Source organism: Rhodococcus zopfii NBRC 100606 = JCM 9919 (assembly GCF_001895025.1).
GTDB classification, from domain to species: Bacteria; Actinomycetota; Actinomycetes; order Mycobacteriales; family Mycobacteriaceae; genus Rhodococcus; species Rhodococcus zopfii.
The window spans coordinates 106691-127645 of sequence record NZ_BCXI01000015.1; the positions used below are offsets into that span (position 1 = coordinate 106691).

20 protein-coding genes and 4 pseudogenes are annotated in these 20955 nt (G+C 68.4%); 9 read left to right on the forward strand and 15 right to left on the reverse strand.

Annotation, left to right across the window (positions count from 1 at the left end; translation table 11 throughout):
* Positions 1-23: 23 nt before the first annotated feature.
* The 4 genes from RZ1_RS11405 to RZ1_RS11420 all read right to left on the reverse strand — a co-directional run bounded on the left by RZ1_RS11405 (position 24) and on the right by RZ1_RS11420 (position 5859).
* The gene (locus RZ1_RS11405) at positions 24-764 is read right to left on the reverse strand and encodes a sulfite exporter TauE/SafE family protein (protein ID WP_072811913.1); all 741 of its coding nucleotides are present in this window, start codon (positions 762-764) and stop codon (positions 24-26) included.
* A 57-nt stretch (positions 765-821) separates the two neighbouring features.
* Positions 822-2498 (reverse strand): penicillin-binding protein, encoded by a 1677-nt coding sequence (locus RZ1_RS11410; protein WP_072811915.1) that lies wholly within the window; start codon positions 2496-2498, stop codon positions 822-824.
* Positions 2499-2581: 83 nt separating this feature from the next.
* Positions 2582-4372 carry a penicillin-binding transpeptidase domain-containing protein gene (locus RZ1_RS11415; RefSeq protein WP_072812062.1) on the reverse strand — a complete coding sequence of 597 codons (1791 nt, stop codon included), beginning with the start codon at positions 4370-4372 and terminating at the stop codon, positions 2582-2584.
* A gap of 68 nt (positions 4373-4440) precedes the next feature.
* Positions 4441-5859 (reverse strand): WS/DGAT domain-containing protein, encoded by a 1419-nt coding sequence (locus RZ1_RS11420; protein ID WP_169917915.1) that lies wholly within the window; start codon positions 5857-5859, stop codon positions 4441-4443.
* A gap of 235 nt (positions 5860-6094) precedes the next feature.
* On the opposite strand from RZ1_RS11420, the gene RZ1_RS11425 reads away from it, so the two are divergent.
* The 3 genes and pseudogenes from RZ1_RS11425 to RZ1_RS31240 form a co-directional block, all read left to right on the forward strand.
* Positions 6095-7633, forward strand: coding sequence for an ABC-F family ATP-binding cassette domain-containing protein (locus RZ1_RS11425; protein WP_072811918.1), 1539 nt, complete (start codon positions 6095-6097; stop codon positions 7631-7633).
* Positions 7630-7851: pseudogene (locus RZ1_RS11430) on the forward strand (alpha/beta fold hydrolase); the annotation flags it as partial. The gene RZ1_RS11425 and the pseudogene RZ1_RS11430, both read left to right, overlap by 4 nt.
* A gap of 147 nt (positions 7852-7998) precedes the next feature.
* Positions 7999-8175, forward strand: a pseudogene (locus RZ1_RS31240) (transposase); the annotation flags it as partial.
* Positions 8176-8371: 196 nt separating this feature from the next.
* Here RZ1_RS31240 and RZ1_RS29970 read toward each other — a convergent pair.
* Both RZ1_RS29970 and RZ1_RS31840 read right to left on the reverse strand, forming a co-directional pair.
* A pseudogene (locus RZ1_RS29970) lies at positions 8372-8503 on the reverse strand (DNA alkylation repair protein); the annotation flags it as partial.
* Positions 8504-8538: 35 nt separating this feature from the next.
* Complete coding sequence (locus RZ1_RS31840) at positions 8539-9006, reverse strand: SRPBCC family protein (RefSeq protein ID WP_174565190.1); 468 nt, start codon at positions 9004-9006, stop codon at positions 8539-8541.
* Between the two features lie 156 nt (positions 9007-9162).
* On the opposite strand from RZ1_RS31840, the gene RZ1_RS11445 reads away from it, so the two are divergent.
* Positions 9163-9567, forward strand: a complete 405-nt coding sequence (locus tag RZ1_RS11445) for a DUF4259 domain-containing protein (RefSeq protein WP_072812064.1) — start codon at positions 9163-9165, stop codon at positions 9565-9567.
* A gap of 84 nt (positions 9568-9651) precedes the next feature.
* Here the strand turns inward: RZ1_RS11445 and RZ1_RS11450 are convergent.
* From RZ1_RS11450 to RZ1_RS31255, 3 genes and pseudogenes are all read right to left on the reverse strand, one after another.
* A pseudogene (locus RZ1_RS11450) lies at positions 9652-9939 on the reverse strand (IS701 family transposase); the annotation flags it as partial.
* Positions 9940-10095: 156 nt separating this feature from the next.
* On the reverse strand, positions 10096-10488 hold the full coding sequence (locus RZ1_RS11455; protein WP_072811922.1) for a VOC family protein: 393 nt from the start codon (positions 10486-10488) through the stop codon (positions 10096-10098).
* A complete protein-coding gene (locus RZ1_RS31255; protein ID WP_307718284.1) occupies positions 10472-10915 on the reverse strand; it encodes a zinc ribbon domain-containing protein in 444 nt (147 codons plus the stop codon). Before RZ1_RS31255 ends, RZ1_RS11455 begins: the two co-directional genes overlap by 17 nt.
* On the opposite strand from RZ1_RS31255, the gene RZ1_RS31260 reads away from it, so the two are divergent.
* Complete coding sequence (locus RZ1_RS31260) at positions 10860-11156, forward strand: hypothetical protein (protein ID WP_238071679.1); 297 nt, start codon at positions 10860-10862, stop codon at positions 11154-11156. The two genes, RZ1_RS31255 and RZ1_RS31260, sit on opposite strands and share 56 nt — an antisense overlap.
* On the opposite strand, the gene RZ1_RS31265 is transcribed toward RZ1_RS31260, so the two are convergent.
* Positions 11135-11845, reverse strand: a complete 711-nt coding sequence (locus RZ1_RS31265; protein WP_238071673.1) for an RNA-guided endonuclease InsQ/TnpB family protein — start codon at positions 11843-11845, stop codon at positions 11135-11137. The genes RZ1_RS31260 and RZ1_RS31265 overlap by 22 nt on opposite strands.
* A gap of 112 nt (positions 11846-11957) precedes the next feature.
* On the opposite strand from RZ1_RS31265, the gene RZ1_RS11465 reads away from it, so the two are divergent.
* A complete protein-coding gene (locus RZ1_RS11465; RefSeq protein ID WP_072811924.1) occupies positions 11958-13031 on the forward strand; it encodes a class I SAM-dependent methyltransferase in 1074 nt (357 codons plus the stop codon).
* A 44-nt stretch (positions 13032-13075) separates the two neighbouring features.
* On the opposite strand, the gene RZ1_RS11470 is transcribed toward RZ1_RS11465, so the two are convergent.
* Positions 13076-13714 carry a carboxymuconolactone decarboxylase family protein gene (locus RZ1_RS11470; RefSeq protein WP_072811926.1) on the reverse strand — a complete coding sequence of 213 codons (639 nt, stop codon included), beginning with the start codon at positions 13712-13714 and terminating at the stop codon, positions 13076-13078.
* Between the two features lie 22 nt (positions 13715-13736).
* Positions 13737-14303: a VOC family protein gene (locus RZ1_RS11475; RefSeq protein WP_072812066.1), complete on the reverse strand. Its 567-nt coding sequence runs from the start codon at positions 14301-14303 to the stop codon at positions 13737-13739.
* Between the two features lie 96 nt (positions 14304-14399).
* Between RZ1_RS11475 and RZ1_RS11480 the strand changes: the two genes are divergently transcribed.
* The 3 genes from RZ1_RS11480 to RZ1_RS11490 all read left to right on the forward strand — a co-directional run bounded on the left by RZ1_RS11480 (position 14400) and on the right by RZ1_RS11490 (position 17739).
* A complete protein-coding gene (locus tag RZ1_RS11480) occupies positions 14400-15047 on the forward strand; it encodes a TetR/AcrR family transcriptional regulator (protein WP_072811928.1) in 648 nt (215 codons plus the stop codon).
* Positions 15048-15190: 143 nt separating this feature from the next.
* A complete protein-coding gene (locus RZ1_RS11485; protein ID WP_174565193.1) occupies positions 15191-16375 on the forward strand; it encodes an acyl-CoA dehydrogenase family protein in 1185 nt (394 codons plus the stop codon).
* Positions 16366-17739 (forward strand): phosphotransferase family protein, encoded by a 1374-nt coding sequence (locus tag RZ1_RS11490; protein ID WP_307718283.1) that lies wholly within the window; start codon positions 16366-16368, stop codon positions 17737-17739. Before RZ1_RS11485 ends, RZ1_RS11490 begins: the two co-directional genes overlap by 10 nt.
* Positions 17740-17879: 140 nt before the next feature.
* On the opposite strand, the gene RZ1_RS11495 is transcribed toward RZ1_RS11490, so the two are convergent.
* The 3 genes from RZ1_RS11495 to RZ1_RS11505 form a co-directional block, all read right to left on the reverse strand.
* Positions 17880-18446, reverse strand: coding sequence for a TetR/AcrR family transcriptional regulator (locus RZ1_RS11495; RefSeq protein ID WP_238071672.1), 567 nt, complete (start codon positions 18444-18446; stop codon positions 17880-17882).
* A gap of 150 nt (positions 18447-18596) precedes the next feature.
* On the reverse strand, positions 18597-19574 hold the full coding sequence (locus tag RZ1_RS11500) for an alpha/beta hydrolase (protein ID WP_083583638.1): 978 nt from the start codon (positions 19572-19574) through the stop codon (positions 18597-18599).
* 94 nt (positions 19575-19668) lie between these two features.
* On the reverse strand, positions 19669-20895 hold the full coding sequence (locus tag RZ1_RS11505; protein WP_072811932.1) for an acyl-CoA dehydrogenase family protein: 1227 nt from the start codon (positions 20893-20895) through the stop codon (positions 19669-19671).
* Positions 20896-20955 lie beyond the last annotated feature (60 nt).

The window sequence follows — 20955 nt, forward strand, 5'->3', positions numbered from 1 at the left end:
AGGCCGTTCCGGCGCACGGACGGCTACCGCACTGCGAGCCACGCGGCGAGACCGAACCCCGCGATCGCCACACCGATCCGCAGCACACCGGCGGGAATGCGCCTGACGACCGGCGGGCCGCACCAGCCGCCCGCGGCCGTCCCGATCGCCATCGCGACGGCCGCGGGCCAGTGCACCGGACCGAATGCGGCGAATCCGATCGCGGCGACGAGGTTCGCGACGCCGAGCAGGTAGCTCTTGAGGATGCTGGCCCGCCAGATGCTCTCGGACGAGCACACGAGGATGAGCGCCAGGAAGATCACGCCGGCGCCCGCGCCGAAGTACCCGCCGTACACGGCGACGACGAACACCGCCGCCGAGAAGGTGCGCGGCAGGTCGCGGTCCCCGGCGAGCGCGCGGATTCGGGGCTGGAACAGCAATGCGAGCGCGGCGAGCACCACCAAGTACGGGACGATCGCCTCGAACGACCCATCGGGCGCAGCGAGCAGCACGACCGCACCGGCCACACCGCCGATCGCCGCATAGGCGGTCCACCGCCACACCCGCGGTCCGGTGTCGACGACCTCGCGCGCCGAGTTGGACAACGCGCCGACCCCGACACCGACCATCGCGACCGTGTTGGTGACATTCGCCGCGACCGGCGACAGGCCGACCGCGAGGAGGGCGGGATAGGACACGATCGACGCGAGTCCGGTGACGAAGCCGATGAGCCCGGCGAAGAAGCCCGCGACGACGAGCAGCAGCAGCAGGTCGAAGACGGTCACGAAGGATAAACGTACCGTGGTCCGATTCCGCCCGCGAACGCTGGTGCCGGTGCCCGATCAGAACGCGTCGGCCGGCTTCGCGAGTTCGCGCAGGAACATGTCGGCCATCTTGATCGCGCGGTCGCCGCCGTCGGCGTTCGCGACGAACACCGCGAACGCCATGTCGCCGCGGACGCCGTAGAACCAGCGGTCGTTGCCGTTCTCCCCTGCAATGCCCGTCAGGCCGGGATGGCCCTTCAGGAACGACGCCGGTCCGTTCTGGACGTTGTCGCCCATCATGCCGCGCAGCGCGTCGATCACCGCGGCCGGCAGCGGTTCGGCCGGGTCCGCGACGGTCGCGGGCTGTCCCTGGACGATCGTGGGCGGGGGCGCCGTGCCGCGGGCGATCGACGCCGCGAGCAGCGCGGCCCCGATCGGGCTGAGCAGGGTGTCGCTGTCGGCCGCGGATCTCGCGAACTGCACGACCCCGCTGCGACCCTGGCCGAACTGTGCGGTCTCGAAGTCGAATCCGGGCACGGAATAGTCGAGGCCGAGACCGAGGCTGCGCGCGATGTCACCCAGTTCGGCGGTGCTGACCTGCGACGGGTCCTTCCCCAGGGCGATGCCTGCCGCGACCCGGACCGGGTCCAGGGCAGAGCCCGCCGGGTACAGCCCGAGGGTTGCGACGGGCCCGAGCTCCATCGCCTGGTTGTTCACGTCGAGGGCGAGGATGCCGCCGGTGGACGGCTGGACCGCCACGATCGCGGCGGGCGTGCCGACACTGACGACCGCTTCCTTCGCGGCGAGCTGGACGTGCGAGTCGAGGGTCGAGACGAGGTCCGGCGGCGGCGGCCCCTGGAATCCGGCGACCTGGATCGGGCCGTCCTGCGGATCCTCCAGGGTCACGGCCCAGCCGGCGGTCCGATCGCGCTCGAGCTGCCACGCGCCGCGCAGCGAGTCGAGGAGCGGGCTCGAGATCCGACGATCGGCGCTGACGAGCGTCGGGGTCTTGATCACCTCGACGCCGGGAATGGGGACGATGGCGTCCTCGAGGAACTGGTAGTCCTGGTCACGCAGCTTGACGGCGGCGATCCGTTCACCGGGCTGATCCGCGAGGCGCTGCTGCATCGACTGGGCGGTGATGACCGGTGCGACCGGCGCGAGGACGTCGCCGAGCAGCGTGGTCGTCAACACCGGGTCGGGCATCTTCGCGGGATCGAGCACGACGGTGTTGATCGTCTGCTCGGCCATCAGCAACTGCCCGTTGCGATCGAAGATCCGCGGGGGCGCGGCGTCGGTGCGCACGTGGTGGACGGTACGTCCGCCCCCGAGGTCGGGCACGACGATGTCGGGGCTCCACGACACGCGCCAGCCGACGGCGAGCTTCTTGACGGAACCGTCCACCTGATAGGACCAGTCCTTGTCCGGGCCGAAATTCCAGTTCCCCGCGAGGGTGAAGTAGCCGGACTCGCCGGAGAGCTCGACCAACTGGGTGATGTCGAAGTCGACGGTGCCGTCGGAGAGCCCGTCGAACAGCTGGGCCAGGGTCGCGGCTGCTGCGTTCGGGTAGGACGTGAGGGCGGCGGCGCCCTCGACGTCACGATCGTTCAATTCTGCGACGAAATCGTCGACGAGGCGCTCCGCATCGGTGCGGGAATCGGCCATCGTGAACGCCACGATCCCAGCCGCCACGCAGATCACGATCGCGGAGATGAGGGCGACCACGCGCACTCGTCGCCGTTCCCGAGAACCCATACAGTTCAACCTTCACTTCAGTCACTGGAGCCTCAAGCACAGCTTGCCTACGATGCTGTCACAGTTGGACTACGAGGATCGAATCACCCCCTGAGCATTCGTCCTGCCACTTCCACCGCGGGAGCCGAACTACCCGCCCCCGCAACGAAAACCGCGAACGCAAGATCGTTCTGCGCTGCAATGAACCATCCGTGCGCCCCGCTGTTGTCACCGTACTCTGCGGTCCCCGTCTTACCGATCAGTTCCGGAATGTCCCGCAAAGCGGTTGCGGTCCCGTCGGTCACGGTCTCGCGCATCATAGTTCGCAATGCAGCAGTCGTCGTTTCGGACGCCGCGTCCACTGTTCGGTCCGCCGTCGCCGGCTCGCTCTGCACGATCATCGGAAGCGGAGGCGAACCGCGCACGATCGACGCCGCGACCATCGCCATCCCGAACGGCGATGCCGTGACCGTCCCCTGACCGATCGCCGACTCGACGCGCTGCGCCGCCGACTCCGTTACCGGCACACTGCCGGTAACGGTCACCAACCCCGGTGTCACATAGTCGATACCGAGACCGAACTGTGCCGCGGCATCGGTCAGCGCATCCGCCGGCAGGCCCACCGCCAACCGCGCCATCGTCGTATTGCAGGAGCGCGCGAACGCCGTGTGCAAAGGCACCGCTCCCAGATCGAAGCTGTCGTCGTTCGGAATCGTGCGGTCCTCGATCGTCGCGACGCCGGGGCACGGCAGCACGGTGTCCGGATCCGCCACGCCCGCCTGCAACGCCGCCCATGTCGTCACCGTCTTGAAGGTCGACCCCGGTGGGTACAGACCGGTCAGGGCGACCGGGCCCTCCGCGTCCGCCGCCGCGTTCTGCGCGACCGCGCGCACCGCTCCCGTCGACGGTTCCACCGCCACGACGACGGCAGGCTGCGACACCGGCGCGACCGCGGCCTCCGCGCGTGCCTGCAATCCGAGATCGATGGTCGTGCGCACGTCCGGCGCGTCCGACCCGTCGACACCCGCCACCCGCCTCGCCGGACCGTCCGACTCCACCGACTGCACGGCCCATCCGGCCGCCGCGTCCTGCCCGTCCTGCCACCGCTCCGCCAGACCCGACCACACCGGCGATGCCAGTGCCCGATCCACGGTCAGCAACCGTGTCTGCGCGACCAGCGACACTCCCGGCAACGCGAGCAGCCGCGCTTCGACGGGTGCCAGGTCCTCGTCGCGCAACGTCAACGCGGTCACCGGGCTGGACCCGGCCGCCGCGAGATCCGCCGCCAGCGACTCCGCCGTGATCGACGGCACGACGGTCGCCAGCACCGGTGCGACCGCCGCCGGATCCGCGGTCGCATCGAGATTCACCAACGTCACGACCCGCTGTTCCATCAACGGCTGACCGCTGCGATCGAGCACCGAGGCGGGCACGCCCTGGGTCCGGACATACCGCAACGACGTGTCCGCGGTCAGCCCGGGTGCGAGCACCGCGGGATCCCAGCGGATCCGCCAGCCCGCGTCGCCGTCGACCGCGGACCCGGCGGTGCGATAGGACCACTCGCCGGAATCACCTGCGGCGTCCGCGTCGGGTCCCAACCGCCACACGACGTCGAGCTCGAATGTGCCCCCGTCCCCGGTACCACCGAGCGTGACGTCGGGTGAGTCGGAGCCGAGCCCCTCGAACAACCCGCCGATCACTGCGGCCGCGGCCGCCGGGTCGGTGGTCAGATCCGCCGCGGTCTGCGCGTCACCCGCCTCGAGCGCCTCCGCGAACTGCCCGGCGACAGTATCCGGCTGATCGGGACCGGAGGAACATCCGGCCACCACGAGCGCAGCCACCGTCAGCGTCGGCAGGACCATTCGTCGTCGAAGAGGGCGCACCCGTTCGATCATGCCCGAGTTCGACGACCCGTGCCGGTCACCGACACCCATTACCTCGCAGCCGCGAGAGTCGGCCGCACTCACGCCCCGGGCCGGAGTGCCGCCGCCACCTCCTCGAATGCCGCTTCGAGAAGCGCCGCGTAGCGCTGCGGGTCCGGCATGATCTCCGGGGAGGTCAGCACCGTCAGGGTCAGATCGTCGCCGAGGCCGATCAGCCCGTGGGTGACGGTGGCCTCAGGGGTCAACGGCGGGCAGAGGGTTCCGAACAGCATCGGCCGACCGGCCAGCGCCCACGGACCGTCGTTGCCGATTCGGATGCTGGTCAGCATCGTATGCATGCGCGGACCGGTCCTGGCGCGCAGGCGTCGCCGGTTCGCGGCCAGTTCCGCCGGGAGCAGGAACGACGGAATCGCGTTCGTGTCGGTCAGATGCCGCAGGGAGGACGCCTCCCTGCGCTCCACCAGCGACGCCAGCACCGCTGCCGCGCGTCCGCGGATCGAGTCGATGCCGGGGTGCAACGCGACATCCGTCCAGTCGATGCTGTTGATGCCGAGGGCCTCCGCTTCCGCACCCAACGCGATCGTGACGAATGCGGTCAGGTCCGGGGGGCACTGTCCGGCGACGCTGGTGAGATACCGCTCGAGCGCAACCGACACCGCCGTCAGCGCGAGCGCGGTGACCGTGAAACCCTTCGGGAGCTGCCCGGCGCGACCGAGCCGCAGAACGAGCAGCGTGCGCCGGTCGCCGGGATCGCGGTTGAGCGTGGTCGCGGTGAGGCTCGCCGGTGGAGCAGAACCCGGGGCGGCGCCGGCCAGGGCCCGCTCGGCGTCGCGCAGCGCGGCACGCATCGTCCGCAGGTAGTGCACCGTCGCGCGGGGGGCTCGGGCAATCCCGCGCGCCGCGGCGAGGACACGATTCACGCGAGGAACGACCGGGCCCAGACCCGGGAAGTGCACCGGCTCGATACCGTCGCCGAACAGCGCCTCCGACAAGGGATCCAGGATCGGTCCCGTGATCAGTGAATGGTTCCCGCGGAACACCACGACGGTCCCGGGTGCGGTCGTGCCGGGAACGTTCCGGACACCGTGGAATACGTCGATCCGCCAGGCCGTGACGCGGACGTCGAGCGAGGTGGCGGCGAGTTGTTCGAGTGCGTCGATCAACGCCGGCCAGTCGAGTCCTGTCCGCTGGTCATGGACGACCCGCTGCTCCACCGACTGGTCGTCGGCCACCCAGTACGCGTGGTCCAGGTGTCCGGGAACGCGCACGAAGCGACGGCTCATCGGCGCGTAGAACGGCGCGCGCCGCCGAAAGTGTTCGGTGATCTCCGCGGGGGTCGGGGGTGTCCCGCTCCCGGAATCGAAAACCCAGAAGAAGAGTGTGTCGAGGTGGTGACCGCGATCGGCTTCGAGGACATAGGCAGCGTCGACCGGCCGAGCCTGCGATGTCGGTCCCACCCCACTCTTTCGCAGCGCGTCGTGACCCGCACGAATGACCATGAGGGTGCACTGTACCGAAACGCTCGGGTCGCCCCTCTGCACCCACGCCCGCCCCGGATACCGTGTGTCCCCGGCGACCGCTGTGAGTGCAGTGACAAATCGGTTGCGCGTCCCGACCCCGATGCCTACCGTGGTTACGTCACATCGTCGCCGATCGGAGAAGGCCCTTGCTCCTGTAGAGGTTTCGCACCCCGCACGTCCCACGTGCGATCCGCCCCCACCTCCAGGAGTTCCCATGACCTCTCCCGTCGGCATTTCACTTTCCGATCTGCACTACGCGCATCCGGACGGCGATCCCGTGTTCAACGGGCTCGACGCGACGTTCCCGCTCGGCCGCACCGGTCTCGTCGGCCGCAACGGATCCGGAAAAACCACTCTGCTGCATCTTGTTTCGGGATCCCTGAGGCCGACTCGCGGTTCGGTCACGGCACGCGGACGCGTCGGCTACCTGCCGCAGGACATCACCCTCGACGCGAACCTGCGGGTCGAGACCGTCCTCGGAATAGAGAACGTCCGGGCAGCACTGCGGCGCATCGAATCCGGTGACGGAACCGCCGCGGACTTCGACACCGTCGGCGATCGCTGGGACATCGAGGAACGCGCGATCGCGACCGTGCACAGGCTCGGGCTCGACCGGATCCTGCAGGACCGGAACGACTTCGATCGCACCGTCGGAACCCTGTCGGGCGGCGAGACGGTCCTGCTCGCGCTCACCTCGCGACTGCTCGACGATCCGCAGGTCCTGCTGCTCGACGAACCGACCAACAACCTCGACACCGCCGCGCGCGGCAGGTTGTCCGAGGCGTTACGGCAGTTCACCGGAACGCTCGTGGTGGTCTCCCACGACCGCGAACTGCTCGAACGGATGGATGCGATCGCCGAGTTACGCGACGGCGCTCTGCGTCTGTTCGGTGGCCGCTACAGCGAGTACGAGCGGATCGTCGCAGCCGAACAGGAGGCCGCGCAGGCGGCAGTCCGCGACGCCCGCAACGACGTGCGACGGCAGGCCCGCGAGCTGTCCGCCGCGCACATCGTGCTGGATCGTCGAGAACGATATGGGCGCAAGATGTTCGAGAACAAGCGGGAACCCAAGATCGTCATGGGTGCGCGCAAGCGTTCGGCGCAGGAGTCCGCGGGTCGCTTGCGCCGCGAGCACGAGGGCAATCTCGAGCAGGCCCGTGAGCAGCTCACGCGCGCACAGGAGGCGGTGCGTGACGATCGGGAGATCCGGGTGGATCTCCCGGCCACCGTCGTGCATCCGGGTCAGCGGGTCCTCGACGAGCCGCTCGAGATCGTCGGTCCCGACCGCATCGCGCTGCACGGCCCGAACGGTTCCGGGAAGACGACCCTGCTGCATCGCATCGTGGACGCCCCGCCACGGGTGCCGTTCGCGATGCTTCCCCAGCGCCTCGACGTGTTCGACGACAACCTGTCCGTCGCACAGAACGCTGCCTTGCGGGCACCGCATCGCGCACCGCAGGATATCCGGGCGCGGCTGGCGCGTTTCCTGTTCCGCGGTGCGGATGCCGATCGCCCGGTCGGCGTGCTGTCGGGCGGCGAGCGCTTGCGGGCGGCGCTGGCCATCCTGCTCGCGGCCGATCCGGCACCGCGGTTGCTCTTGCTCGACGAGCCGACGAACAATCTCGATCTGCCGAGCCTCGAGCATCTGGCGCAGGCGCTGCTGGCGTTCGAGGGTGCGCTCGTGGTGGTGTCGCACGACGAACGGTTCCTCGGGGAGATCGGCGTGACACGATCGGTCACACTCGGAGGATGAGTCGAGCGATCAATCCTGTCGACGGCACCGCCGTCGCGTACGCGACGGTGGGCCCGGAGGATGCTCCTGCGCTGCTGCTCGCGCACGGGAGCGCGTTGTCGTCGGCGATCTGGCGGGGCTTCGGGTATCTCGCGGCGCTGCGCCCGCGGTACCGGCTGCTCCCGCCGGACCTACGTGGGCACGGCCGCGGCGACAAACCGACCGATCCGGATTGCTACCGGAATGTGCTCTGAGCCGTGTTTCGAAAGTGGCTCCACCGCAGGAATCGAACCGATTCGGCGTGTCGTGACAACTGAATGAACGAGGTCTCCGGGTAAGCAACCAATCAAACCGTGAATATCGGGGACCCCGTGACCCGCGTAGCGGTGCCGGGGCGGGCGGATCCGACCGACGCGCAGTGGGCGCAGTTGGATCTGTTGCTGCCCCGAGCCAAGAAGGCCGGCCGACCGCCGAAATGGACGAAACGCCAGCTCATCGACGGGATCAGGTGGCGGATCCGCACCGGATCCCCGTGGCGGGACGTCCCCGACCGGTACGGGACGGGGCAGACGATCTACGGACTGTTCCGCCGCTGGCAACGCTCCGGGGTGTGGGCGCAAGTCCTGACCCGGTTTGCAGTCACTCGCCGACGCCGCCGGCCAGATCGTGTGGGACGTCAGCGTCGACTCGACGATCGCCCGGGTCCACCAGCACGCGGCCGGCGCCCGACACGACCGGGATGGGCAGATCGAGTCATCCGGCGTGCTCGATCCCGATCTGGGCCAGGCAGTGGTTCATCGCCCACTGCAGGCGATCCGGGGCTTCCGCCATCTCCGCCTCGATAACGTCGAGCAGTCCGGGGAGGTCGAGCCCATCGGGCTTCTTCGCCACCACGGCCTCCTGTCCGTCTCGTGCCCGAGATTCCACTACACGGCCGCGATGTGTTGCTCGAGCAGGTCGAGATTCTGGCCGTGGTCGTCGCCCACCTTGCCGAGCAGACCGGTCACCAGGAGCAGCCAGGACAGCAGCTGCGCACCCGGTTTGCCCGCCAGTGTCGGGCGGAAGCGGATGGTCTCGGTCACGATGTGGCCGCCGTCGGTCGGTGCCATGGTGAGCACCACGTCCTGCCGGATGCCGCGCTGCTTGCCGGAGAACTCGAACACTTCGTTCGGCACGTGCCGGGTGATGGTCCATCGGACGACGTCGAAGTCGCATTCCTCGCCGTGCTTGCTGTCCCAGCTGTGCCCCGCGGCCATCGCAAAGTCGGGCGGGAGCACGGTCTCCGTCGTGTGCTCCTCATAGCGCGCAGTCTCGACCGGGTGCGTGAATGCGTGCCAGATGAGATCCGGGTCGCCTTCCAGCCGCCGCCAGTTGGTGAAGGATGCGTAGCCCATGACGACCTCCCGATGATGTGGCCCGGCTCGGACTCGATCGCGGTCGTCCAGGGCGACGGTTGTTTCTGCACAGGGTAGACGCCGGTTGCCGTCGGTGGTCGACCGTAGGGTCGAACGCGACGGGCAGAGTGGCCCGAGGATCGGGAAGGAGAAGACGTGGGGACCTGGGACATGGGACCGTTCGACAACGACGGGGCGGGAGATCTGCTCGCGGCGCTGCGGGCAGGTTGCTTCGACATCGACGACTACTGCAGGCACGTCGACGAGGAGTACCTCGAGGCGGACGATGCGCAGGCTGCCATCGCTCTCGCGGAGGTCGTCGCGGTGGCCCGCGGACTCCGACCGGCGCCCCCGCAGCTCGACGGGATCGACGCCGCCGCCTACACCGAATCCCTCAGCCCGGAGCAGCGTGGATGGATCCTGACGACCCTGCGGCGCGCGGTCGCCGGCAGCGACACCTCGGAGCTCCACGAGTTGTGGGCCGAGAACGGCCCGGAGGACCTCGAGGCGTGGCGGGCACCGATCCTGAGAAGGGTGGAGAGCCTCAGAGATCTGAGCTGAACACGCGGACCTCTGGAGCGGTCGTCCGCGAAGCTGCCCGCTCCGTGGACGACCGCCCGGAATCAGTAGCCCCAGGACCGGCTGAAGATCCCCCTTTCGAGCACCTCGGCGCAGGATCGCCAAGAACGCGGCCGCGGCCATCGACAAGGTGATGTGCCGGTACCAGGCCGTGTAGCCCCGGACCTGGTAGTGGTCGAGCGCGGTCTCGTTCTTCGCGGTCTGGAAACACTCCTCGATCGCCCAGCGGCTGCCGGCCACCCGGACGAGCTCGTCGAGGCCGGTGTCGGCGGGGCCGTAGCAGATGTAGCAGGCGATCTGCTCCGGGTCGGTGATCGAGCGGCGGGTCAGCAACCAATGGCCACGACCGGGCGCGCGTCTCGCGGTCCTGCGCGGATTCGACCACGCCACCACGATCGCCGCGAGCCGCGCGGTGCTGTCGGTGGTGGAGCCGTTCCTAGCCGCCCGTCCCACAGCTGGTCGTGCGTGATTCCGGTAGTGGCCACTACCGGAATCACGCACCATCCGGAATCACCCGCCCGCGCCGTCGACCCACTGCACGAGCTGGAAGACGATGCCGTTCGGATCGAGCATCTGGAAGTAGCGTTCTCCCCACGGCTCCGTCTCGATCGGCGTGACGATGTGGACACCTTCGTCCCGGAGCCGCTCGTACTCGGCGTCGATGTCGTCGACCACGAACGCCACGAGCGTTCCCTGCCCGGCCTCACCGGCGTGGCTCGCGGGTTTGAAGGTGCCGAGCCCGGTGCGCAGGAAGATCAGGTTGAATCCGGCGTCCTCGCGAGCGAGGGACACGAAACCGTCGGCCGCCATCGCCTGGGCGAAGCCCAGGTGCCGGGTCGCGAATTCCGCCGAGGCGTCGACATCCGCGACGTTGAGGGACAGGGCACTACCGGTGATCTGCACGAGAAGTCTCCTTCTGTTGGGTACGGCCCATTAACGTACGCCGTACGGCAAATGTTCCCGAGAGGCGCGGGTTGTTCCGTCCGTACCCGGCGTGCACGATGAAAAGGCCTCGATCCCCAGCCCTCGGAGGCCCAGTCTCAACGTCTCTCCCGCCTGAATAGCAGGAGATTCCCGATAGCAGGAGATTCCCGGCTCGGACCACAACCGCATCACCACCCGAAGGGAGGTGATCCACTTGACTCACGTCGTCGACACCGATGTGGCCACGCTCCGCCACAACCAGAACCACCCCGGCAGCGTTCCGATCCCGGCACGCGGTATGCCCGCACGCCCAGCACCGGAAAATCCGTTCGTCGAGTCCGAGGCGTTGCTTGGCTCTCGCGAAACACCCCGAACACGTCATGCTCGTGTACACGGGCCGCACCATCACCACCCTCCGGCCGGCCCGCCTGCCCCGCTCGACCGACTCCCTTTTCACCGTCGCGACCGCGGCATCCGCGGCCTTACGCGCCATGGTGGATTTCGCCAGAAATCCGGGTATGAAGTCCTCCACCGCGATCAGATGGTGCGCCTCGACGACGGTTCTCGCCCAGATCCGGCCGTCGTGCCGATTCTGCCGGGCCGCCTTCTTCTGCACCCTCGCCGCCTACCGGCGGGCCCGCCGGTAGCCCTTCGACGGCGGGTGTCCCTTCCCGCGACGCCGACGGGCCATCTTCCGTTGAGCCTCCGCCAACTCCGCCGCACACCGCCTCCGATAACCACGATGCGGCAGATCGAACCGTTCGTCGGTCGCCGTCGCCGTGCGGGCCACGCCCCAATCGATCCCGACACCGCTGCTCTCCTCGGCGACGGGGATCGGCTCCGCCTCGCGGGTCACCACGAACGAGGCGTACCAGTGCCCGAGGCAATCTTGGGTGATACGCACACTCGACGGCTCCGACGGCAGAGCCCGCGACCACACCACCGGAATCGAAACACCCTTGGGCAACACCAGGCGACCATCGCGGATCCGGAACCCGCGCCGGGTGTACCCGAGCGACGGCAACGTCTTCTTCCGCGCCGTGAAACGGCGCCGGCCCCGACCCCTGACCGTGAACGCGGCATCCAACGCCCGCGCGTAGATCCGCAGCATCTGCTGCTGAGCGACCTGGGAACCCTCGCGCAGCCACCACGAGCGGGCCCGGGTGGCGGTCAACTGTGTGCTCAGTTTCGCGAACGTCGGCTTCGCGCCGGTCTCGGATCGGTGGACCGCTCCGTTCCACAGAAACCGGCAGCGATGCCACTCCTCGATCAGGGCACGTTCGGCGGTGGCACCCGGCCGCAACCGGTAGTTGTAGCGCACCACCTCGCTCCCCATGCCCGGCACGCCAACCGACCCCACCGACAAGGTTTGCCCGACACCACATACCCGGAAGGAGGACGGCGCTTCCTCTCCCCGTGAACGAGGGAGTACCCGCGCCGAACATCAGATGACCGACACCCACCCCACGGTCGATTCCCTCACGCAACGTGTCCTCGACGCGTCGCTCGGAACGGTCGACCTGATCGCGATGTACCTCGGCGACCGACTCGGCTGGTACCGCAGTCTCGCCGTGGACGGACCGGCCACCCCGGACGAACTCGCCGCCCGCACCGGCACCGCTCCGCGTTACGCCCGTGAATGGCTCGAGCAGCAGGCCGTGACCGGACTGCTCGTCGCGAGCGACGGAGATCCGCGGCGATACACCCTCCCGGACTCCGCGGCCGAGGTACTCACCGACGGGCGCAGCCTCAACTATCTCGGCCCGCTCGCGCGGATGCTCTGCGGTGTCGCCGTACACCTGCCCGAGCTGCTCACCGCGTACCGCACCGGCGGCGGCGTCAGCTGGGCCGAACTCGGTGCGGACGCCCGGGAATCGCAAGCCGCCATGAACCGGCCCTGGTTCGAGAAGGCGCTACCCGCGGCGCTGGCGTCGGTACCCGAACTCCACGACGCGCTGCGGAAACCCGGCATCGAGATCGCCGACATCGGTTGCGGTGGAGCATGGTCGACGATCGCCTTGGCCCGGGCATACCCGCAGGCCCGGGTGAGCGGCTACGACATCGATCCGGCGACCGTGGACCTGGCGGCATCCAATGTCGCTGGGGTCCCGAATGTTTCGGACCGCGTGAGCATCACCGCCGCCGATGCCCGGACATTGCCGGCACAGCGGTTCTCGGCGGTGTTCGCGTTCGAGTGCATCCACGACATGCCCCGGCCCGTGGAAGTGCTCGGGGCGATGCGCCGAGCACTGACCGACGACGGCGTCGTGGTGGTGATGGACGAAGCGGTGGCGGACGAATTCACCGCTCCCGGAGACGAAGTCGAACGGCTCATGTACGGGTTCAGCCTGATCTGCTGCCTGCCGGACGGCATGAGCCACCCCGGCTCCGTCGGGACGGGAACGGTGATGCGCTCGTCGACGTTGCGCCGATACGCGCTCGAGGCCGGGTTCTCCGACGTCTCGGTCCTTCCGATCGACGAGTTCGGGTTCTGGCGTTTCTACCTGCTCACCGCACACTGACGGTTCCGCCGTTCCGGGCCGCGCGTTCTCGCCACGACTCGCCGCTAATCGCCTGCGAGGTCGGCGGACAGATCCGCGACCTCGATGCCCTCGGGCACCCGGACCTCTTCGATCGGTTCGGGCCGGTCGTCGAACTCGAGTTTCAGCGCCCGGCACATGGTGGCGTGCATGTCGTACATGCACGTGATGTACGTCAGTTCGAGGATCTCGGCGTCGGACAGTTCCGCCTGCAGGACGGCGAACACTTCGTCGGGGACGCGTCCACCGTCGTGGACGAGTCCGTCGGTGTAGGCGAGCACGGCACGTTCGAGCAGGGAGAACAGGTCACTGACCTGCCAGTGCGGAATGGCGGCGATCTTCTCGTCCGCCATGCCCAGCGAACGCATCTGCTTGCAGTGCTGAGAGAACACGAACTGACTTCCGCAGGCATATCCGGCGCGGGCCTGGCCGAGTTCCCGCAGTTGCGGGTCCAGCTTCGCGTTCCGGTAGAGCGCGAATCCGCGCACCGCGTGCCGGAACACGTCGGGTGACTGTGCGAAGACGGTCCACCAGTCACCGGGGGTGGCGTGGATGGTGCCGTGATCGACCGCGGGGTCCTTGTCCGGGCCGAACAGCCTGTCGTAGAAGAAGAGGATCTTCTCGTCGGTCACCTCGGCGCGGGGGACCTCACGAAGTCGGGGCATGGCGGAGTTCTTTCCGGGGTTGTCAGAGGGCGCTGGGGGCGTGCCGGTCGGCAGCCGTCCTCGGTTCGTGCCGGACCTCATCGTCGGTGAAGGGTCTGGTCCAGCAAGCGAATTCGAGAAGTATCCCGTCCGGGTCCTGGAAGTAGAACGACTGGACGAAGGTGCCGGGATGCACATCCCGGGACACTCCTGAGGGGCTGTCGTCGTGGTTGAGGACGCGGCTGACCACGACACCCTCGGCCTCGAGCCGGCGGCGGTACTCGTCGAACTTCTCCGGCGGTACCGCGAAGGCGACGTGGTTCATGGATCCGACGGCGCTGGCGAGTTCACCCTCGTCCGGGCGGCCCTTGGGCGCGGCGACACCAGGTGCGGCGTCGGGGGAATCGGCGAGCCAGAAGAAGGCGACGGTGTTCCCTCCCCCGCAGTCGAAGAAGAAGTGCTGGCCGAGTCCGTCGGGCAGGTCGAGTGTCTTGACGAGCGGCATGCCCAGCACGCCGGAGTAGAAGTCGATGGTGCGTCTCATGTCGGAGCACACGAGCGCGAGGTGGTTGATTCCGCGGAGGTCGAATTTCGGATTCGAGGCATTCATTGCGGTCCCTTTCGGCGCGAGGGCGAGGAACGATGTGCCGAGAGTGCGCCCGAGAACTGACTTGACAGTCATGTCATCTTCTTGGAAAGTTTGACCGTGGCCAAGTCGTCTGTCAATGGCCCGTCCGTCCCCGCCCCGGTCGAGGCTCTGACGGCACGCGGCCGCAAGACCCGCGATGCCCTGCTCGATGCCGCCCGTATCGTGTTCGAGACCGTCGGCTTCCCCGACTCGCGGGTCGAGCAGATCTCCCAGGAATCCAACGTCTCCTACGGCACGTTCTACCGCTATTTCGAATCCAAGGAAGACATTTTCCGCGAGCTCAGCACCCGCTTGTTCGAGGACGTACATCGCCGCGAACCGTCGGATACCGGACTGTCGCCGGCCGCCCGCCTCGTCGCGTCGAACCGCTCCTACTACCAGGCGTACCGGCGCAATGCGCGGCTGATGGCGATCGTCGAGCAGGTCGCGACGTTCAACGACGAGTTCCGCGCGCTGCGTCAGCAGCACCGTCAGCAGGTGGTCGAGCGGTCGTCCCGGGCGATCGCCCGCTGGCAGGCCGACGGGCTCGTCCGAGCCTCCCTCGACCCGGAGTTCGCGGCCCGCGCCATGGCCGCGATGGTCGACCACACCCTCTACCTCTGGCTGGTCCAGGGCGACGAGGCCGACGAGGAACGACTGCTGGACACCCTGGACCAGATGTGCCTCGGTGCACTGGGACTCCACCCGGACACCGAGCGACCGTGAGGAGGCCCCCGTCCCCGTGAGCGGCCTCGCCGATCGCTTCATCGCCGCCGTCGAGTCCGTCGGCTCCACCGCGATCCGACCACTTCGCGCGATCGATTCCCGCCCGACCATATCGCGCACAGAACACGAGAGGGATCACCGACATGACGGTGCACCACCCCGACGGCGAGATCGCCGAACTGCGCGCCCGGATGCGCGCCTTCATCGACGGCGAGGTCATCCCCGCCGAGCCGGTTCTTGCCCGCGGGGGTGAGGACGCACGGAAAGCGATGGACGGATTGCGTTCCCGGGCCAAGGAACTCGGTCTGTGGGCTCTCGGACATCCGGCCGACGTCGGCGGCGGGGGCGTTCCCTTCCTCGACTTCGTCTACCTCAACGAGATCATCGGACGGTCCGAATTCGGCCAGCTCGCCGTGGGTTCGGTGTCCATGCAGGACACCCTGATGCTGCGCAAGCACGGCACCGAGGAACAGAAGGCGCGGTGGATCCCGCCGCTGGTCGCCGGGGACTTTCTACCGTCCGTCGGCCTGACCGAACCCGAGGTCGCCGGCTCGGACCCCACGCTGATCGACACCCGGGCCGAACTCGACGGAGACACCTGGATCATCAACGGGCACAAGTGGTTCACCACCGGAGTCGCCGACGCCGGATACTGCTCCGTCTTCGCCCGCACCGAACCCGAGTCCGAGCCCCGGCACTCGAGGATCAGCGCGATCATCGTGCCGACCGACACCCCCGGATTCGAGATCGTCCGGTCCATCCCGACGATGGGGCACGATCCGAGCGACCACTACGAGGTTCGGCTCACCGACGTCCGGGTTCCGGCCGCCAACCTGCTCGGCGAGCGCGGCAAGGGATTCGTCGTCGCCCAGGATCGCCTCGGCCCGGGCCGGATCTTCCACTGCATGCGCTGGCTCGGGCAGGCCCAACGTGCGTTCGAGCTGATGTGCGACCGCGCGAACACCCGCTTCGTCCACGGCACGCATCTCGCCGAGAAGGGTGAGATCCACCGCTACATCGCAGAATCCGCAGCCGAAATCCACGCAGCGCGGCTGATGACCCTGGACGCGGCACGCGCCATGGATGCCGGTGACGACGCCCGCATCGAGATCGGTCTGATCAAGTTCTGGGGAGCACGCATGCTCCACAACGTCATCGACCGCGCGATCCAGGTGCACGGGGCGCTGGGACTCACCGGCGACACCCCGCTCGAGCAGATGTACCGCCACGCCCGGTACGCGCGCATCTACGACGGGCCCGACGAGGTCCATCGCATGTCGACCGCACGTCGTCTCCTGCGCGATCCGGAGGCCGCGCCGTGGCGCTGACCGACTCCCCCATCACGCTCGCGGACGGCATCGCGGCGGTCCTGTCCGACGCCCGCGGTGAAAGCGTCACGGTCGGTGACGTACACCGGCTGACCGGCGGCGCGAGCAGGCAGGTGTGGTCCGTCGAGGCGTTCGACGCGGACGGCGGTCCCCTGCCGGTCGTCCTGCGCCGCGACCCACCCGGCCACGGCGACGCGCAGCGCATGCGGGCCGAGGCCGCGTGCCTACGTGCCGCCGCCGCGGCGGGCGTCCCGGTCCCGCAGGTGCTCGCGTCCGGCGACGCCGCGCCGGGAATCGATGCCCCCTATCTGCTGATGAACAGGGTCGACGGCGAATCGATCCCGCGCAGGCTGCAGCGGGATCCGGAGCTCACCGCCGCACGGTCGGAACTCGCCGAACAGATGGGATACGTTCTCGGCCTGATCCACCTCAGCGACGTTGCCGAGGTGGCGATGCTCGACTCCGCGGATCCGCTCGATGCGATCGAAGCGATGTACCGGGAGTTCGACGAGCCACGTCCCGCCGTCGAGGTGGGGTTGCGCTGGCTCCGCGATCACCGTCCGTCGGCACGACCGAAGGCGTTGGTGCACGGCGACTTCCGCATGGGGAATCTGCTCGTCGACCGCACCGGAATCCGGGGTGTCCTGGACTGGGAGCTCGCCCACCTCGGCGACCCGATCGAGGACCTGGGGTGGTTGTGCGTCCGTGCCTGGCGGTTCGGAGCCGAGTTGCCGGTCGGGGGCGTCGGCACCCGCGAGCAACTCGTCGACGGGTACGAACGCGCCACCGGAACACGCCCGTCGGACGCCGAACTGCACTGGTGGGAGGCCTACGGCACGCTGCGCTGGCTCGTCCTGAGCAGATTCCAGGCGCAGCGGCATTTCGGCGGCGAGGAGTTCTCCCTCGAGCTCGCGTCCATCGGACGCCGGGTGTGCGAATCCGAATACGACGTCTTGCTCGCGCTGGGCCTGCTCGAAGACCCGGGCGACGACCCCGAACCGCGTTCCGCGGCCACCACGGTTCACGACCGTCCGGCGACCACCGAGATCGTCGATCTCGTCGCAGCGACACTCACCGACGAGATCGCGCCGGCCCTGGGTGACGATCACGAGCGGCAGCGGTATCTGCTGCGGATCTGCGTGAACCTCCTCCGCATCGCCGGCCGGGAAATCTCCGCCGGAGACGACGCCGCGAATACGGTGCACGACCGGCTCCGCGAACTGGGATGCGATACCGAGGCGGACCTCGCCACCCGGATCCGCTCGGGCGCTGTGGATTATGACGACGTCGCCGTCCGCGTGGCCGTCTCGGACGCTGTCCTCGCCAGGCTGCAAGTCGCGAACCCGCGGCATCTGATTCCGTGAAATCCGAAAGACATCTACCCAGGATCCGTCCCGGCCGGGGGACCGGTCGGGGCGCAGCTGCATGGGCAAGCGCACCGCACGGCCCTGCCCTCGGTCGCCGGGCCGGCGACGGCGTTCGGGCAGGGCCGTACGCGGTGTGGTCAGTCCGTTGTCAGCAGCGCGGCGACCATCCGGGTCATCACCGCCGTCGCCTCCGGAATCGACAGTCGCATCACGTCACGCAGCGACACCCAGGTCGGCCAGGTGACGGTGATCCCCAGCGCCTGCAGCACCTCTCGGCGATCGGCGACGTCGAGTCCGGTGAGTTCCCCGGCGAACAACGCCTCGATTTCCGACCTCACGCCGTGGAGGTAGCGCACGCGGTTGCGTTGCAGTTCACGGGAGAACGGTGCCCGGATCTCCGACGATCGCGCGAACGGTGCGATGAATTCGAGGATCCGGGCACGCTGCCGGCAGTACTCCTCGAGCCGTTCGTCCAGCGGCAGGTCCGCGTCGATCGAGGCGATCATCGTGTCCTGACGACGCATCACCTCCGCACCCGTCGCCGCGAACAGGGTCTCGAGGTCGTTGAAGTTGCCCCACAACGACCGCAACGACACCCCCGCCCGGTCCGCGATCTGCGCTCCGGTCGGCGTGAGCTCGCCGGCGCTGATCAGCGAGATGTGCGCCTCGACGACCGCGCGGCGGGTCCGCTCGGCTCGTGCCACGCGACCGTCCACGACGGTCGGTCCGACTTGTTGTGCGTCGTCGTGCCTGCCGGCATCGTCGACCGTTACCTCGAGCTCGCGAGGCGGAATCACCCGCACCGCAGGCGTGCTTCCACTGACAGCCCCCACCGAATCCCCCCAGATCTCGTTCTAGTCGTTCTCCAACACCACGGTCTTCGCGGCGGCGCGAATGATCGAATCACACAGGGAGGTGGTTGCGCGACGGGTCACGGCCGCATCCCGAACCAGCGAGAAGCCGTGGAATGTCCCGGGCCACAGGTGCAGTTCGACGTGCACGCCGGCGTGCAGCAGCCGCTGGGCGTATTCCAGCCCTTCGTCGCGCAGCGGATCGAACTCGTTGACGGTGATGTAGGCGGCCGGCAGCCCGGTCAGATCCGGGTGCCGCGCCGGCACAGAGTTCCCGGTCGGCGGCTCCTCGCCGAGGTAGTGATGCCAGCTCAGCGCCGCCTTGGTGTTGTCCCACACCGGAGTATCGCTGCCGCCGCGCATCGAGACGGTTTGGAGACGGTCGTCGAGTTCGGGTTCGAGCAGAACCTGCAGCATGATCGGTGGGCCGCCGAGGTCCCGGGCGCGCAACGCGACGCTGGCCGCCAGCCCCGCACCGGCCGAGTCGCCGACCAGGACGATCCGGTCCGGGTCGATGTCGAGGTGCGCTGCACTCGACGCGATCCAGCTCAGCGCGGCGTAACAGTCGTCGACCGCAGCCGGATAGGGATGTTCGGGGGCGAGCCGGTAGTCGACGGAGACGACGACGGCCCCGGTGCGCCGGGCGATCACCGTGTTCAGTCCGTCGCTCTGTGCCGCCGACCCGAGCACGAAGCCGCCGCCGTGGATTTCGAGCACGACCGCGCGCGACCCGAAGTGGCCGTCCGGGCAGGCGTCGGGCACGAACAACCGGACCGGAATCTCCGGACCGTCCGGGGCACCGGGGACCAGCCATTCCTCGACGGTGACCCCCGAAGTGTCGGCGGGACCGAGCGCGGCCAGCATCGCGTCGAAGATGCGACGGGCCTCGTCCAGATCGTCGAGGCACAGGTCGGGTAGCTGTGCGAGGGCAGCGGCGAGATCGGGGTCGACCGCCGCCGAGAACGGCATAATCTCACTCATGCCGGATGACACTAATTGATTCGGCAGTCACAGTGCAGATTTTCCGTTCCGCCGGCCCCGGGGCGGGATGCTCGCCCCGGGGGTCGGCCGCGGATCACTCGGCGAGCAAGCCCTTCGCGATATGCGTCACCTGGATCTCGTTGCTTCCCGCGTAGATCATCAACGACTTGGCATCGCGCGCGAGCTGCTCGACGCGATACTCGGCCATGTAGCCGTTGCCGCCGAACAACTGCACCGCTTCCATCGCGACGTCTGTCGCGGCGCGCGAGGAGTAGAGCTTCATCGCCGACGCCTCCGACAGGCTCACCGGCTTACCGGCCCCGGCACGTTCGATCGCGCTGAACACCATGTTCTGCACGTTGATGCGCGCGACCTCCATCTCGGCGAGCTTGAGCTGGATGAGCTGGAACTGCGCGATCTCGCGTCCCCACAGCTTGCGGGACTTGGCGTACGCGGTGCACAGCTTCAGGCACTGCTCGATGATGCCGAGCGAGAGGTAGGCGATGCCGATCCGTTCGGCCGAGAACGATTCCTTCGCGCTGTCCTTGCCGTCGCTCTTGCCGCCCTCCTCGGTTTCGCCGAGCAGACGGTCGCGGGTGATGCGGACGTTGTCGAAGAACAGTTCGCCGGTGGGCGAGGAGTTCATGCCCATCTTCTTGAACGGTGCGCCCTGCGTCAGGCCCTCCATACCCTTGTCGAGCACGAACGCGAGCACCTTGCGGTCGCGGCGATCGACGCTGGCATCGCCCTCGTCGAGCTTCGCGTAGACGATGATGACGTCGGCGTAGGGACCGTTGGTGATGAATGTCTTCTGGCCGTTGAGGATGTAGTCCTCGCCGTCGCGGCGCACGGTCGACTTCATGCCGCCGAACGCATCGGAGCCGGAGTCCGGTTCGGTGATCGCCCAGGCGCCGACCTTCTCCATCGTGACCAGTTCCGGCAGCCAGCGCTTCTTCTGGGCGAGGGTGCCGCGACTGCGGATGGTGCCGGCGGTCAGGCCGAGGCTCACGCCCATCGAAGCGACGAGACCGAGGCTGACGCCGGCGATCTCGATGTTGAGCAGCGCCGCCATTCCGGGGGAACCGCCCATCCCTCCGGACTTGGCAGGCGCGCTCTCCCCCGCTTCCTCGCGGGCGAGGGCCTTCGCCAGCGATTCCCGGGCCATCTCGTCGATGCCGAACGCCGCGAACATCTTGCGGATGATGTCGTAGGGCGGCAGCTCACCGCTTTCGAGCTTGTCGACGTGGGGGCGGATTTCCTTCTCGATGAAGCCGCGGAGGACGTCGCGGAACATGAGGTCGGTGTCGGACCACTCGTACATGCTCGCAATATAGAACAGGTTCCTGTTGGCGTACAGGAGTCGTCCCAATCATGGCATCCG